This is a genomic window from Arthrobacter sp. B0427-1-12 (assembly GCF_059092905.1).
The window spans coordinates 1-13818 of the sequence record NZ_JBNHIC010000072.1 but is presented as its reverse complement, the minus strand read 5'-3'; the positions used below and the strand labels follow the sequence as shown (position 1 = coordinate 13818).

The 13818-nt window shown below is 66.7% G+C and carries 16 protein-coding genes; 8 read left to right on the top strand and 8 right to left on the bottom strand.

All coding sequences use genetic code 11. The features are described 5' to 3' along the window. Positions 1-198: 198 nt before the first annotated feature. Positions 199-858 carry a response regulator gene (locus AC5RWU_RS22050; protein ID WP_494037284.1) on the bottom strand — a complete coding sequence of 220 codons (660 nt, stop codon included), beginning with the start codon at positions 856-858 and terminating at the stop codon, positions 199-201. Continuing rightward, the gene (locus tag AC5RWU_RS22045) at positions 855-2561 is read right to left on the bottom strand and encodes a sensor histidine kinase (protein ID WP_494037286.1); all 1707 of its coding nucleotides are present in this window, start codon (positions 2559-2561) and stop codon (positions 855-857) included. Before AC5RWU_RS22045 ends, AC5RWU_RS22050 begins: the two co-directional genes overlap by 4 nt. Positions 2562-2797: 236 nt before the next feature. Between AC5RWU_RS22045 and AC5RWU_RS22040 the strand changes: the two genes are divergently transcribed. From AC5RWU_RS22040 to AC5RWU_RS22030, 3 genes are all read left to right on the top strand, one after another. Beyond that, complete coding sequence (locus AC5RWU_RS22040; protein ID WP_494037283.1) at positions 2798-4234, top strand: CitMHS family transporter; 1437 nt, start codon at positions 2798-2800, stop codon at positions 4232-4234. A 179-nt stretch (positions 4235-4413) separates the two neighbouring features. Next, positions 4414-4752, top strand: a complete 339-nt coding sequence (locus AC5RWU_RS22035; protein ID WP_494037282.1) for a hypothetical protein — start codon at positions 4414-4416, stop codon at positions 4750-4752. Positions 4753-4802: 50 nt separating this feature from the next. Continuing rightward, positions 4803-5507: a DedA family protein gene (locus AC5RWU_RS22030; protein ID WP_494037281.1), complete on the top strand. Its 705-nt coding sequence runs from the start codon at positions 4803-4805 to the stop codon at positions 5505-5507. Positions 5508-5581: 74 nt separating this feature from the next. Here the strand turns inward: AC5RWU_RS22030 and AC5RWU_RS22025 are convergent, their stop codons facing one another. The 3 genes from AC5RWU_RS22025 to AC5RWU_RS22015 form a co-directional block, all read right to left on the bottom strand. Further along, on the bottom strand, positions 5582-5770 hold the full coding sequence (locus AC5RWU_RS22025) for a hypothetical protein (RefSeq protein WP_494037280.1): 189 nt from the start codon (positions 5768-5770) through the stop codon (positions 5582-5584). 180 nt (positions 5771-5950) lie between these two features. After that, positions 5951-6313, bottom strand: coding sequence for a DUF3052 family protein (locus AC5RWU_RS22020; protein WP_494037279.1), 363 nt, complete (start codon positions 6311-6313; stop codon positions 5951-5953). A gap of 69 nt (positions 6314-6382) precedes the next feature. Next, positions 6383-6841, bottom strand: a complete 459-nt coding sequence (locus AC5RWU_RS22015) for a hypothetical protein (RefSeq protein ID WP_494037278.1) — start codon at positions 6839-6841, stop codon at positions 6383-6385. Between the two features lie 196 nt (positions 6842-7037). On the opposite strand from AC5RWU_RS22015, the gene AC5RWU_RS22010 reads away from it, so the two are divergent. Beyond that, positions 7038-7205 (top strand): hypothetical protein, encoded by a 168-nt coding sequence (locus tag AC5RWU_RS22010; RefSeq protein WP_494037277.1) that lies wholly within the window; start codon positions 7038-7040, stop codon positions 7203-7205. Positions 7206-7245: 40 nt separating this feature from the next. On the opposite strand, the gene AC5RWU_RS22005 is transcribed toward AC5RWU_RS22010, so the two are convergent. Continuing rightward, positions 7246-7545 (bottom strand): hypothetical protein, encoded by a 300-nt coding sequence (locus AC5RWU_RS22005; protein ID WP_494037276.1) that lies wholly within the window; start codon positions 7543-7545, stop codon positions 7246-7248. A 470-nt stretch (positions 7546-8015) separates the two neighbouring features. Between AC5RWU_RS22005 and AC5RWU_RS22000 the strand changes: the two genes are divergently transcribed. The 4 genes from AC5RWU_RS22000 to AC5RWU_RS21985 all read left to right on the top strand — a co-directional run bounded on the left by AC5RWU_RS22000 (position 8016) and on the right by AC5RWU_RS21985 (position 12166). After that, positions 8016-9284: an amidohydrolase gene (locus tag AC5RWU_RS22000; RefSeq protein WP_494037275.1), complete on the top strand. Its 1269-nt coding sequence runs from the start codon at positions 8016-8018 to the stop codon at positions 9282-9284. Beyond that, positions 9281-10810 carry an MFS transporter gene (locus AC5RWU_RS21995; protein WP_494037274.1) on the top strand — a complete coding sequence of 510 codons (1530 nt, stop codon included), beginning with the start codon at positions 9281-9283 and terminating at the stop codon, positions 10808-10810. The genes AC5RWU_RS22000 and AC5RWU_RS21995 overlap by 4 nt, the downstream gene beginning before the upstream one ends. Positions 10811-10932: 122 nt before the next feature. Further along, positions 10933-11418: a nucleoside deaminase gene (locus AC5RWU_RS21990; protein WP_494037273.1), complete on the top strand. Its 486-nt coding sequence runs from the start codon at positions 10933-10935 to the stop codon at positions 11416-11418. A 76-nt stretch (positions 11419-11494) separates the two neighbouring features. Further along, positions 11495-12166 carry an endonuclease/exonuclease/phosphatase family protein gene (locus AC5RWU_RS21985; protein WP_494037285.1) on the top strand — a complete coding sequence of 224 codons (672 nt, stop codon included), beginning with the start codon at positions 11495-11497 and terminating at the stop codon, positions 12164-12166. Positions 12167-12207: 41 nt separating this feature from the next. Here AC5RWU_RS21985 and AC5RWU_RS21980 read toward each other — a convergent pair whose 3' ends face one another. Together AC5RWU_RS21980 and AC5RWU_RS21975 are read right to left on the bottom strand one after the other, a co-directional pair. After that, the gene (locus AC5RWU_RS21980) at positions 12208-13014 is read right to left on the bottom strand and encodes an alpha/beta fold hydrolase (protein ID WP_494037272.1); all 807 of its coding nucleotides are present in this window, start codon (positions 13012-13014) and stop codon (positions 12208-12210) included. Positions 13015-13135: 121 nt separating this feature from the next. After that, on the bottom strand, positions 13136-13711 hold the full coding sequence (locus AC5RWU_RS21975; RefSeq protein WP_494037271.1) for a hypothetical protein: 576 nt from the start codon (positions 13709-13711) through the stop codon (positions 13136-13138). Positions 13712-13818: the final 107 nt, after the last annotated feature.

Sequence of the window (13818 nt, the reverse complement as noted above, 5' to 3'; positions counted from 1 at the left end):
GGTCCTGGCCGCCACCGGCGCCGGACACACCTGGGGCGCCGCCCGGATCTGGGAAACCCTGCGCCCCCGCCAGCTGCGCTTCCTGGGCTAAGGAACCTCCTGGGCTAAGGAACCGCAGGAGGGAACGCGGTCCTGGTGGCCACGGCGACACTGTTCGCCGTGGCCACCAGGACCTTCGTCATGCAGCCCGGCACTTCGCTAGTGCGCTGCGCCGTAGCGGTGCTCGGGCCGCCCGGTACTGCCGTACCGCAGCTGGATTTCGACGGCTCCCTCGTCCGCCAGCGCGGACAAGTACCGCTGCGCCGTGGTCCGGGAAATGCCCACCAGCTGGGCCACTTCGGCGGCCGAATACTGCCGTCCGGGCTCCAGGGCTTCCAGCACCGCCGCTTCCGTGGCCGAACTCGCCCGCGCCGCCCGGGGCTTTTCGCCGGGGCTGAGCGAGCGGATGGCCCGCTCAATCGTGTCCTGGTCCACCGACGGCTGGTCCGCCAACAGGCGCCGGTACCGGGCGTAGGCGCGCAGCCGCTGGACCAGCTGCTCGGCGGAGAAGGGCTTGATCAGGTATCCGAGGGCTCCCCGGTGCAGCGCCTTGCGGACCGACGCCGCATCGGCAGCGGCGCTGAGGATGATCACGTCCGTGTCCAGGGCGCGCAGCAGATCCAGCCCCAGGGCATCCGGCAGATACACGTCCAGCAGGACCAGATCCGGCTGCAGGCTGTGGACCGTCCGCAGGGCTACCTCAGCGGTGCCGGCCGGAGGCAGTGCGGTGAAACCGGGAACGGAATCCACATAGCCGGCATGGAGTTTGGCCACATGGAAGTCGTCGTCAACGATCAGTACCTGCAGATCGCCGCTCATTGGGTTCTCCGCACGCCCTCATCCGTCCCCTGGCCGGTGCCCCCTTCGGCATTGTAGGCATCTTCCGCCGGGGCGACCGTACCGGGAAGCCGGGCGCAGAACACGGCACCGGGTCCGCCGGGGCGCCCGGGGCTGGCGACCCAGACGTCTCCTCCGCCGCGCCGGGCGATTTGCCGGCACAGATGCAGTCCGATGCCGTGCCCCTGCGGCTCGAACGGTGCGGACTCCGCCGTCGAATAACCTTCGGCGAAGATCCGTTCCGGTTCTTCGACTCCATCCCCCGAGTCCGCGACCACCAGGTGCAGGATGCCTCCGCGGTCGGTCTGCTCGTCCATGGCTTCCACTTCCACCCAGCGGTCGGTGCTGCTGCCGCGCACTGCGGCCTGCACGGCGTTGTCCAGCAGGTTCCCGATCACAGTGGTGACATCCTGGGCTTCGGTGATCCGGCCGCGGATCAGTGTCTCCGGGCCGATCCGCAGGACGACTCCGCGTTCGGCCGCCTCCACGCTCTTGGCGCCGATAAAGGCCTGCAGATAGGGATCGCGCAGCAGTTCGGCCTGCTCCGCCGGATACTTCAGCGGGCCCGTGGCCACGATCCGGCTGACGTAGTCCTCGGCCGCCTCATAGTCGCCTATGCTCAGCAGTCCGGCGACGGTGTGGAGGCGGTTGGCGAACTCGTGCCGCTGGGCGCGCAGGGCCGTGGTGAGCGCGCCGACGGCGTCCAGCTGCCGGGTAAGGGACTGCAGTTCCGTGCGGTCGCGCAGCATAAGGACCCAACCCAGGGCAGTGCCGGCCCGGCTGGGCTGTACTGTGCGGGCGGACAGGATCAGCACCCGCGGGCCGACCACCTGCTCCAGGGCCGGGGACTCGGGAGTGGCCTGCTCGATCAGGTGGAGGAACGACGCCGGCAGCCCGGCTTGGGCGAGCGGCGTGCCGATGATCTCCCCAGGGTCGGCAATATCCAGGAGCCGCTGGGCCTCCCGGTTGACGACGGTGATGCGCCGGTCCGCCGAGACACCGATGACCCCTTCGTCCACCCCGCGCAGCACCGCCTCCTGGTCCTGGACCAGGGTGCCGATTTCCTCCGGCTCCAACCCCAGGGTGAGCCGCCGCAGTCTTCGCGCCAGCAGCCAGGAAGCGGCAGCGCCCAGCCCCAGTGCGGCGGCCGCTGTCAGGGTGATGGGGACGATGTTGCGGCCCAGGTTCTCCAGTACGTCCTCACTGGAGTAGCCCACGCTCACTTCGCCGACGACGGCGTCCCCGCCGGGCGCGTAGACCGGAACCTTGGCACGCGCCGAATGTCCAAGCGTGCCCTCCTCCTGGGCGGTCACTTCACGTCCGGCGAGCGCCTCGGTCGGGTCAGTGCTCACCCGCTGCCCCAGCGCACCCGGATCCGGGTGCGCAAGCCGGATGCCGGCGTCGTCCGTCACCACCACAAACAGCGAATCGGTGCGGACACGCACCTCCTCAGCCAGCGCCATCAGCGGTCCGTCCGCCAGCGCGGCCGGCGGAAGCCGGTCTGCCTCGGCAGCGGTGAGCCGGGCAACCTCGGCGCGCACGTCCGGCGACGCGGCCACGGAGCGTGCCACCGCCAGGGCCTGGTTCTCGGCCTGGATGCCCAGCCGCTGATAGGTCAGCCACCCGTACACGGCCGCCGAGCCAAGCACCACCAGGGCCACCACCACCAGCTGCAGCACCAGCATCTGGGCAGCGAAGCCGAGTCGCCTTCGTGGGGCGGAACGCCCGGAACCGGAGCTGTCCACGCTGGCCTCCTCGGCGGAATACTCGGGCGGAATGGTGTGGTGGGCAAAATGGGCAAAAGCTGCTTTATAAGCAGTATGCACCGGAAGTGGGTTAAACCCTCAGGCGTGATCCGAAACACTCTATCTTCTGTAGTGCAGGTCACATCAGTGGCCTGGGCTGCATTTAAGGAGTTCCCGTGCTCGTTGTCCTTGGATTCGCGATGATCGCAGTCTTCATGGCGTTGATCATGACCAAGAAGCTGACACCGGTCCTGGCGCTGATCCTGGTGCCGACCATCTTCGGCCTGTTCGCCGGTGCCGGTCTGGGCCTGGGCGACATGGTCCTTGACTCGATGAAGAGTCTGACGTCCACCGCGGCGCTGCTCATGTTCGCCATCATCTACTTCGGCCTGATGATCGACGTCGGCCTGTTCGATCCGCTGGTCCGCTTCATCCTGCGCGTGCTGGGCAACGACCCTGCCAAGGTCGTGGTGGGCACGGCCATCCTGGCCGGCGTCGTCTCCCTGGACGGTGACGGGTCCACGACCTTCATCCTGACCACCGCGGCCATGCTGCCGATCTATCTGCGGCTGGGCCTGAGCCCCGTCGTGCTCACCTGCGTGGCCGGACTCGCCAACGGCACCATGAACATCGTGCCCTGGGGCGGGCCGACCGCCCGCGCCGCCGCGGCGCTGAATGTCTCCCCGAACGAGGTCTTCGTCCCGATGATCCCGTCCCTGCTGACCGGTTTGGCCGTGGTGATGATCTTCGCCTGGGCCCTGGGGGTCCGGGAGCGGAACCGGCTGGGCGAGCTGAACATGGGTGGTCCCGCCGGAGGGATAGCTGCAGCAGGAACAACTGCAGCAGGAACAGGCACCCGCGGCGCCGGTGGACGGCCGGAGACCCCGGCTGCCGGCGGGGGAGCGGCTCTGCAGGATTCCGGCGTCGCCACGCTGGTCCGGGCCGAGGACACCGCCATGGCGGACACCGCGCTGGACCCGAACCGTCCCACCCTGCGCCCGAAGCTGATCTGGTTCAACCTGGCGCTGACTGTTGCCGTGATGACGCTGCTGGTCCTGGATCTGATGCCGCTTGCGTTCGTCTTCATGATCGGCGCTGCCGTTGCACTCATGGTCAACTTCCCGAAGATGAAGGACCAGGCCGCCCAGCTGGTCGCCCATGCGCCGAGCGTGGTGGCCGTGGTTTCCATGGTCATGGCCGCCGGAGTGCTGACCGGCGTCCTCAACGGAACCGGCATGGTGGACGCGATGTCCAACTGGCTGGTGGACATCATCCCCGACGCCATGGGTCCGTACCTGGCCGTCATCACCGGGCTGCTGAGCATTCCCATGACGTTCTTCATGAGCAACGACGCGTTCTACTTCGGCGTGCTGCCCGTGCTCAGCGAGACCGCTGGCCACTACGGCATCTCGGCTGCGGAAATGGCCCGGGCCTCCATCACCGGACAGCCGGTCCACATGCAGAGCCCGCTGGTCCCGGCAATCCTGCTGTTGGTCTCGCTGGCCAGCGTGGATCTGGGTGACCACCACAAGAAGGTGCTGTGGCGTGCGGCCGTAGTGTCCCTGGTGATGCTGGTCGTAGGCGTGCTGCTGGGGGCGATCCCGTGGGCGTAGTGAATGAAGCACCGGGCACGGCCTGGGAAGACGGCTGTGGTCCGGACTGCCCCTACTGCCAGGGGCCGGAAACGGACTGACCCGGACGCGCGCAGGTCCATCACGATTGGGACTCCTTTTATACCACGCAACGTGTCGTTCCACCTGCTCGTGCTGGGCCCGCCGGTACCTTGGGAGCCATGACCATCTGCCGTGTCCTGCGTTGTCAGCAGCCCGGAACCGCCGTTATTGCGGATCAGGAGCTGGAGCTCCCCGTGTGCGAAACGCACCACCGGAGGATCAATGCCGGCGAGGCCTGGGACTTCAACGGCGCCCGTGTTCTGATGGGGAACGATCTGCCGCCCCAGCTGGCACGCTGGACGGTCAGGGACAACGTGGGCAGCCAGGGACTGCAGCTAACTCTGGAAACCGAGCGTGACGGCGACATAAGGGACTTCACGGTCTTGATGACCCCGGAGCAGATCGAGAAGTTTTCCATGATCTTCAGCGCCCGCGGCAGCAAGCAGTCACTGCCCTAGCAAGCACGACGCCGGCAGGCGGCTTCCTGCCATGGTGGACTTCAGTGGTCATGGCCTTTACCTTGCCGCCGGACGTGGTGCCGGGACTGGCGACCCTGCTGGAGGTACGCGGTCCGGGGGAGGATGGGGTCATGGACGAAATCGGCGAGCTGTTGCGCAGCCTTGATTACTGGTGGATTTACCCGGCCGGGGCGCTGGTCGTAGCAGTGTCGGCGATGGTTCCGCCGGTGCCGAGCACCACTTTGTTTGTTGCGCTGGGCTCCTTGTCCGTGCATTCGGCCCAGCTCAATCCATACCTGCTGGCCGTGTGCATGCTCGCCGGGGCGGTGGCCGGCGACGCGGCCACGTTCGTGCTGGTGAGGCATTTCAATCTGACGGAAAGACGGATCTTCGCCGGGCGGCACTGGCAGACGGCGTTCCGTGCGGCCCGGGTGCGGCTCGAGGGCAAGGGGCTGCCGCTGGTACTGACGTCCCGGTTTGTTCCGCTGGGGCGGCTGACACTGAACGTTGCGGCGGGGCTTGTCCCGCAGCCGATGCGCCGGTTCATGATCCACTCGCTGATCGCCGGGATCCTCTGGTCCGCCTACTCGGTGGGCATCGGCGCGCTCTCCGGGGCCTGGCCGCAGCTGTCCACGGAGTTTGCGGTGCTGCTGGCCATTGCCGTGTCGCTGGTGCTGGGTACGATCATCAACAATGCGGTGACCTGGTGGGAGGAACGCCGGCTGCCGGCCTTCATGCGGAGGCGAAGCGGGTAGGGCAGGCAGGCGCCGCCGATCCAAACAACGACGACGGTGCGCGCCTCAGGTGCGCACCGTCGTCGTAGTCCGAGTCAGCCGGGGAAGGGGACGTTGGGCACATCGGGTTTGCCGTCGCCGTCGCTGTCCCCGTAGGCCTTCATGGCCAGTTTGTCCGCTGTCTTCTCGCTCCCGTGGACCGGCACGTATCCTTCGCGGAAGTCCTTCTTGCGTTTGGGTTCCCGGTGCTCGCTGTCCTTGTCCTTGCGATGGAAGATCGACATTTCAGACTCCTTCCGGCTGTCCTGCAGCGGTGCTGGCGGGCAGCGGTCCGCCGCCCGGCTTTATTCCAAGGTACGCCCGGCGGGAGTGGAAAGCGACGGGTCCACGAGGGGAGCCGGCCAGGAGTGGCGGTCGGGTGGGGCGGCCCCCGGTTCCGTGGCGTCGGATCGACATCCCGGCCGTTAGGCCGGGGACTTGAGCCGGACCGCCGACCAGGTCTCCGAAACCGAAACATTGGCATTGAGGGTCCAGCGGAGTTCCTGCAGGCGCTGCCAGATGCTGTCCCGGTTGATGTCCGTGCGGTTGCCCTTCGGGTAGGCGATCCAGGCCGCCCGGGCACCGGCCAGCGGCTCGGTGAGCAGGGCATCGAGCGCGGCGCGGTCCTGGGCGAACAGCACAGCGGCCTCGGCCTCCTGCGGCTCGGCCACTACGGACGCGCCGTCGGGCAGCGGTTCGATTAGACCGTATTCCTGCGTGGTCCCTCCCGCCAGGTAGACCGTGTTTCCGGGCTTGATCTGCAGCTTTGCCGCTGTCGTCTTCTCCATGCGGCCGCCCGTGCCGTTGTCCCTGCCGCCTGTCCGCGACCATGCCGTCCCCAGCCTATCGGGGTCCTTTCAGGCTCGGCTGAGGTGCGTGAAGTCCAGGACGAAGCGCAGGAACCTGTGCCGGTTCCAGTAGGCCATGCCGAGGAATACGTCTGGCGCTACCTCCCGGATTTCGTCGCGGATGTACCGGGCAACGCGGGAGGTGCGGCTGTAGTCGACAATGATGGCCTGCCTGCCGTCGAATCGGCTCGGTCCGTAAGAGACCTTCGCGGCGACGGCGGGCGTTCCCAGTGGTCCGACCTTGTTGCGGAGGGCTCCGGCGCCGGGGTCGAAGATCTTTCCCTTCCACACGGCCAGCCGGATGAGTCCGGCTGCGGCCCCGGCGAACGGGGAGCCCGGCGCGATGATGAAGGAACCGTTGCTGTCGCCGGCGGGGATCCGGCCCGCGGGGGACCGGCGATAGAGGTCGTCGAGTTCCGGCCCCGGAGTGTGGAGCAGCCGGCGGGCTGTCATGGCTTTGTCTGTCATATCCGGCTCTTCCTGACTTTTGGCCACCCGTTCATTGTCGGCCCTCGGTGCCGGTCATGGACGCGTAATAATTCCATCCAAGGGTAGAAAAGTGGTGTCCCTCACATTTAGGTTGTTAACAGGCGCCTTCGCACGGCCGCAACGGTGCGGCGGCGGCCTATCTGTTGAGGTTACTAAGGAATCTGGGGGGATATCCATGGCCGACGGGTACGAAGTTATTCAGGACAGGGACAGGAAGCTGCGGATCAGGCTGCTCGATCGGGATGGCCGTCCGATTGCCGTTTCCGGTGCCTTCGAGCATATGTCGGCGCTGGCGGCAGCCATCGCTGCACTCACGAAAAAACCCTGCGCTGCAGCCGCCTGAAGCAGCCGCCTGAGGCGGTTCCCGGCTGATCAGCCGGAAGCTACGCACCGTCATCGTCCTGGTAGTACTGGCTGTTCCGGCCGTATTCGGGGTCCAGGCCCGAGCGGTCCATCCGGTGCTCCTCGGGATGATCCAGGCAGGAGCTGGAGAAGGCCGGCATCACGGTGCCGTCCAGTTTTGTCCGGTGGTGCGCCGCGGTGTGCCGAGCTCGCCGCTGCGGAAATAGAGCATGGCCGATCCACGCGGTGCGGGTCTGCGGCTGCTCCCGTTCCGGGCGCAGGCAGGTCTGTTCGCGCAGCAGCTCAATCTGCAGTGGGATGCTGGGTGAGGACTGGCCCACAGCCGACGGCAGGATCCGGGCGATGTGCCGGCCGAAGTCCTGCGATTTCTGCTCGTTCTCCTGGGGTGCCGCGCAGCTTCCCTTAAATGGCTGGGCCGCCGGGGATCCCGATGGGATCCCGGCGGCCGGGCCGGTGACTGTCCTCCCCCAAGAGCAGTCCGGACGGTGACGGTACTTTGTGTGCCGGCACCTGAGGCCCGTTAGACCAAATCCCCCAATCCGGTCCTGCGAACCTCCTGCGCTCCAGCATCGCAGACGGGCCCTCAGTTGGCTACCGCTTTCATCACTTGTCTTGATATTCACATGGGACCAAGTATCGGGCGGATGGTTAACTACTGGTGTTCCCGATTCGGTGGCGGCTTGAATTCCTCCCGGCTGCTATTCCTATCCGGTCCTCCGCCCGAGGATTAGGCTGGTGACTGGAGCACGCTCGAACCCGCACTGCCTCACCTCGAGCCGAGGAGATTGCCTTGAGTACTGTGACCGATGTTCTGGACGGGCTGGAGGCCCAGTACGACTGGCAGCGAGAGCTTTACATCGACCTGCATCGGAACCCCGAACTCAGCCTCCGGGAGACCCGCACCGCCGGGATCATTGCGGAAAAGCTCAGGGAGTTCGGCTACGAGGTCCACCGGATCGGTGGCACCGGCGTCGTCGGTATCCTGCGCAACGGCGAGGGCCGGACGGTGCTCAGCCGCGCCGACATTGACGCACTGCCGGTCAAGGAGGCCACCGGCCTGGAGTTTGCCTCCACCGCCACCGCGACCGACGAGGCCGGAGCCACAGTGGATGTCATGCATGCGTGTGGCCACGACATGCATGTGGCCACCCTGCTCGGTGCCGCCAAGCTGATGGCCGACTGCCGGGACAAGTGGTCCGGTACTTTCGTTCCGCTGTTCCAGCCGGCCGAGGAGAACGCCGCCGGGGCAGCGGCCATGATCGACGACGGCTTGCTGGAGCGGGTGCCAAAGCCGGACGTTGTGTTCGCCCAACATGTGATGCCCAACGCGGCGGGCAGGATCGGCACCACCGCCGGGCCGATCCTCTCCGCCGGGGACTCGCTGAAGATCACTCTCCATGGCGCCGGGGCCCACGGCTCCATGCCGCATAAGAGCGTGGACCCGGTGGTACTGGCCGCCGCGGTGGTGCTCCGGCTGCAGACGATCGTCTCCCGCGAGGTCCAGCCCGGACAGTTCGCGGTGCTCACCGTGGGCGCCTCCAACGCGGGGACCAAGTCCAACATCATCCCGGACCGGGCGACCCTGCTGCTGAACCTGCGCACCTACGACCCCGCAGTACGCCGGCGCCTGATCACTTCGATCGAGCGGATCGTGCGCGGCGAATGCCAGGCCGCCGGCTCCCCACGCGAGCCGGAATTCGAGTACTACGACCAGTTCCCGCTGACCGACAACCACAAGTTGGCAACCGACGTCGTTACCGCGGCATTCACCGATCACTTCGGGACCGACGTCGTCTTCCAGCAGACGCCGCAGACCGCTTCCGAGGACTTCAGCCGGCTCCCTGACGCCTTCGGCGTCCCCTACACCTACTGGACCGTGGGTTGCGTCGACCCGGAGCGGTACCGGAAGGCGGTGGAGGCCGGCACGGTGGACACAGAGATCCCGGCCAACCATTCCCCCTTCTTCTACCCGGAGATCGATCCCACCCTCTCCGTCGGGACCGAGACGCATGTGGTCGCCGCGCTGTCCTACCTGGCGAAGGAGAACTCATCGCCATGAGCTCGCCGTCTGTCCCCGCGTCTTCCGCCTCCGCCGACGTTGGCTGGCAACCCAGCGACAAGTGGCTGCTGGGCATCGTCCTGGCCGTCATCAACTTCTGGCTCTTTGCCCAGACGCTGCTCAACGTGATCCCCGGGATCAGCGAGGACCTGGGCATGTCCAACACGGTGGCGAACCTGGCCGTGTCGGTGACGTCGCTGATGTCCGGCTGCTTCATCGTGGTCTTCGGCGGTCTGGCGGACAAGCTCGGCCGCGAGAAGATCATGAAGGCCGGCATCTGGCTCTCGATCATCGGTTCCGCGCTGATCGTGCTGCCGGTCGAGGGTGCGGCGGCATCCGCCGCCATGATGACCGGGCGCATCATCCAGGGCCTGTCCGCGGCGTGCATCATGCCCTCCACGATGGCGCTGGTGAAGACCTATTACGAGGGCAGGGCCCGGCAGCGCGCGCTGTCCTTCTGGTCCATCGGTTCCTGGGGCGGCTCCGGCTTTTGCTCACTGTTCGGCGGCCTGATGGCCACCTCGATCTTCGGCTGGCAGTCGATCTTCTACATCTCGATCGTGCTCTCGCTGCTGGCCCTGTTCCTCGTCAAGGGCACCCCGGTCTCCAGGGCCCCCGCCACCGCCGGGACCAAGGGCTTCGACTGGAGCGGGCTGATCACGTTCGTCATCGCCATGCTCGCGATCAACGTCTACATTTCCCAGGGCCCGCGCATCGGTTGGCTGTCCGCGGCGGGACTGGCCCTGGTCGCCGTGTTCGTGGTGATGATCCTGCTCTTCTTCAAGTTCGAGACGAGCAAGGGCGAGACCTTTATGGACCTGAGCCTGTTTTCGAACATGACCTTCTCCGGCGCCACGCTGTCCAACTTCCTGCTCAATGGAGCCGCCGGTACCCTGATTGTCTCCCTGGGCTTGGTTCAGTTCGCCGCGGGGTTCACGTCCCTGCAGTCGGGCCTGCTCACCCTGGGCTACCTGGCTGCCATCCTGGCCACCATCCGCGTGGGCGAGAAGCTGCTGCAGCGGTTCGGGCCCCGCCGGCCGATGCTGTGGGGCAGTATGATCACCGCCGCGGGCATCCTGCTGACCTCCTGCACCTTCGTGCTGATTGGGCAGTATATCGTCCTGGCCTTCATTGGGTTCACGCTCTTCGGCATCGGCCTGGGTTTCTACGCGACGCCGTCCACCGACGCCGCGCTCTCCAACGTCCCGGACGCCAAGGCCGGCTCCGCGGCGGGCATCTACAAGATGGCTTCCTCGCTGGGAGCGGCCTTCGGCGTGGCCATCTCGGCGGCCATCTTTGCGGCCGGCCGGGCGATCGATCCGGAGCTGATCCCGTTGGATTCCATCTTCCTGGGCCGGCAGGACAACATCGCCCTGCGCTTCGGCGGCGCGCTGGGCCTGCTGTTCAACGTATTCATGTGCGTGGTGGCGATCATTGCCATCATGGTCACCGTGCCGCCGGAGCGCCCGAAGGCGGAGCAGGAGAAGGCCCCGGAGATCCCGGCGACCCCCATGCTGGGCTCCTGAGCGCCGCTGCTGGTTGCCGCGCGCGCCGGCGTCGGGAGGATGTGCCGGCGTCGGGAGGCCGGTTTTCAGGAAAGCAGGCCCCGGGAAAATGGACGCCAGGTAAGTGGGCCATAATCGGCACCATGGGTATTACTGCTGAGGATCTGGACCATCTGCGGCGCTGCGTCGAACTGGCACGCGAAGCGCTGGTGGATGGTGATGAAGCGTTCGGCTCGGTGCTGGTCGACGCGCAGGGGCACCTGCTGTTCGAGGACCGCAACCGGGTGAAGGACGGGGACCGTACCCGGCATCCGGAGTTCGAGATCGCCAAGTGGGCGGCACGGAACATGGCCCCGGACCAGCGTGCGGCGGCAACGGTTTACACCTCCGGCGAGCACTGCCCCATGTGTTCCGCGGCCCACGCCTGGGTGGGGTTGGGGCGGATTGTGTACGCGACGTCCTCGGAACAGTTCGGCGGCTGGCTCGCGGAATGGGGGATTGCGCCCGGGCCGGTGGCGCCGCTGCCGATCCAGACAGTGGCGCCCGGCGTGCCGGTCGACGGCCCTGCCGACGAACTCGCCGACGAGGTGCGCGGGCTACACCGGCGGTACTACGTCGGATCGGTCTGAAGTTACGACGCCGGAACTCGCCGTTACCGCCCAGCCGGGGTGAGCTAGGTAGGATCAGGCCGGAGGTGTTTTCTTGATACGCGCCATTAGCTATAACCTACGCAAGCACAGTGCAAGCGGTGAACTGCTCGACCTGACGCAGGATTACGGCATCGATGTGATGTGCCTCCAGGAGTGCGACACAGGGAAACTGCCGCCTACCCTGGGCCACTTGCATCTGGCCCATTCCACCAAGGGAAACCGGCTGGGCCTGGCCCTTTATTACCACCAGGACCGCTTCACTGCCGTTGAAACCAATGCATTCACGTTGAAGAAGTCCCTGCACGACCACGTGCTCGCGCCGGCTCATGAGCGGCTCATCGGCGTACGGCTGATCGATAACGAGACGCGGCATGAGCTGGCCATCGGCTCCTTTCACGCGGCGCCGCTGACGGCGTCGAACTCCCTGCGCCGCAATCAGATCCATGCCGGCCACGCCGCGCTGCTCAGCATGGGCGGGGAAGCCATCACGCTCATGGCGGGCGATTTCAACTACCCGTTCTTCACCAAGAGCCTTATGACCCACCTGAAGGATTCCGGTTACGAACTTTCGCTGAGCAACCAGCGGACCTACACGCGCTACAAAGTCTTCAAAGGGCACTTCGACTTTGCGACCTCCCTCGGGCTCGATATCCAGAGCGTGGAGACGCTGCCCAGGGGCCTGTCCGACCATCTGCCCATCCTCGTGACCGCGGAATACGCTGGCTGAGGGATCGCACGGGCAGCGTATTCCGCGGCGGGAAGACCCGGCTATTTCAGTCCGGCCAGGAACGTGCCGAGTGCGCGGTTGAATTCCTCCGGCTGCTCGAGGCTGGGGGTGTGGCCGGCACCTTCAATCGTCACGAGGGTGCTGTGCGGCATGAGTTCATGCATGCGGGCGGCAGCTCCACCGTCGAACGCGTCATCAGCGCCGGCGACCACCAAGGTGGGCACCTCCACCGCACGCAGCGTACCGGTGAAGTCCCGGCGGGCGGCCCGGCCGCGCATCGCGGCGGCAGCCCCCGCGGCTGGGGAGCGGCGGATCATCTCCAGCACCTTCCCGGCGACGTACGGCAGCTTCTCCACGTTGTACCCGGCGATCATGACGCCCAGGACGTCGGCAGCGTAGTCGTGCATGCCCTCCACGACCAGGCGGTCGGCGGTGGTGTTGCGGCGGCGCTTGCCCGCGGCGTCCTCGGCCTGGGGGACGGTATCGACGATCGCCAGGGCACGCACGCGCTGCGGGTAGGAATGCTGGATCTCCATGGCTATCTGGCCGCCCATGGAGTAGCCAAGCACCACGGCCTTGTCCACCTTGAGCTCATCGAGCAGCCCGACTGCATCCGAGGCGAACTCCTCGGTGAAGACGATGCCGCCGGTGACCTCGGACTCACCGAAGCCGCGCAGGTCCGGAGCAATCACGCGCCAGCCCTCTGCGGTGAAGTGCTGCACCTGGCCGTCCCACATGGTGCGGTCGAAGGCATGGCCGTGCAGGAGCAGCAGCACATTGCCCGTTCCCGCGTCCGGGGCGGAGTCGGTGTAGGCAATCGCGGTGTCGTTGATGGTGGCAGTGGGCATGACGGGCCTTTCCGGGGGTGCTGGCGGATCCGTTCCAGCCTATGCCGTGTGACGGCGCGGCTCCCGGCCGACGCGCACAAGCAATGCCGGGCCCCGGCATGTCCAGGCGCTGGGTGAGGACTCAGCTGCCCTTCCGGGCGAGCCTTCGCACCGCGGCGACGGCGAGGCCGCCGGCCAGCACCCAGGGAGCCCCGACAATGACTGGATCCATCCATTGATGGGTCAGGTCGGCGCGCTTCCGACCGAGGCGCGAGGACATGCCGCGGCGGGAGAACTCGCTGAGCACGCCGGTTTCGGTGACCGGGTTGTCCGGGTGCAGCGTCAGGAAGGACCCGAGGTGGCTTTCCACCGCGTCCACCCGGTCGGCGGCCAGCAGAATCAGCCAGTGGGCCGCACGGCCCTCGCTGTAGCGGTAGGCGTACTTCCGCATGACTCCGGAAAGGCCTTTGGGTGGGCTGGATGTCCCGAAGACAGGGGTGAGGTAGCGGTGTTCAACCGACCGCTCGCGCGGCCATTTCTCCTTCTGCCGTTCCGGGAAGTCCCAGTGGGCGCCCGTGGCACCTGGGTTGAACCGCTCCCGGGGGAACGAGGGGCGGTCCTTCGGGTCCAGATCCACGCCCCATCCGGGGATGAGCCTGCGCAGCTCCTCGCTCGACTTCGTACGCTGCGGCCTGTCTGCCGTATAGGGCGTGTCCATGGCTCCTCTTTCAGCCTGCGTTCGGGACGATGAGCGGCTTGATGCAGTTGTCGAGCTTCGCTGAGAAGATGTGGTATCCCTCGGCGATGTGCTCCAGCGGGATCCTG

What these genes read in the sequence shown, in the direction of transcription:
- AC5RWU_RS22050 (WP_494037284.1), bottom strand. Translation starts at nt 858, where the DNA reads ATGAGCGGCGATCTGCAGGTACTGATCGTTGACGACGACTTCCATGTG.
- AC5RWU_RS22045 (WP_494037286.1), bottom strand. Translation starts at nt 2,561, where the DNA reads ATGCTGGTGCTGCAGCTGGTGGTGGTGGCCCTGGTGGTGCTTGGCTCG.
- AC5RWU_RS22035 (WP_494037282.1), top strand. Translation starts at nt 4,414, where the DNA reads ATGACCATCTGCCGTGTCCTGCGTTGTCAGCAGCCCGGAACCGCCGTT.
- AC5RWU_RS22030 (WP_494037281.1), top strand. Translation starts at nt 4,803, where the DNA reads ATGGCCTTTACCTTGCCGCCGGACGTGGTGCCGGGACTGGCGACCCTG.
- AC5RWU_RS22025 (WP_494037280.1), bottom strand. Translation starts at nt 5,770, where the DNA reads ATGTCGATCTTCCATCGCAAGGACAAGGACAGCGAGCACCGGGAACCC.
- AC5RWU_RS22020 (WP_494037279.1), bottom strand. Translation starts at nt 6,313, where the DNA reads ATGGAGAAGACGACAGCGGCAAAGCTGCAGATCAAGCCCGGAAACACG.
- AC5RWU_RS22015 (WP_494037278.1), bottom strand. Translation starts at nt 6,841, where the DNA reads ATGACAGACAAAGCCATGACAGCCCGCCGGCTGCTCCACACTCCGGGG.
- AC5RWU_RS22010 (WP_494037277.1), top strand. Translation starts at nt 7,038, where the DNA reads ATGGCCGACGGGTACGAAGTTATTCAGGACAGGGACAGGAAGCTGCGG.
- AC5RWU_RS21995 (WP_494037274.1), top strand. Translation starts at nt 9,281, where the DNA reads ATGAGCTCGCCGTCTGTCCCCGCGTCTTCCGCCTCCGCCGACGTTGGC.
- AC5RWU_RS21990 (WP_494037273.1), top strand. Translation starts at nt 10,933, where the DNA reads ATGGGTATTACTGCTGAGGATCTGGACCATCTGCGGCGCTGCGTCGAA.
- AC5RWU_RS21980 (WP_494037272.1), bottom strand. Translation starts at nt 13,014, where the DNA reads ATGCCCACTGCCACCATCAACGACACCGCGATTGCCTACACCGACTCC.
- AC5RWU_RS21975 (WP_494037271.1), bottom strand. Translation starts at nt 13,711, where the DNA reads ATGGACACGCCCTATACGGCAGACAGGCCGCAGCGTACGAAGTCGAGC.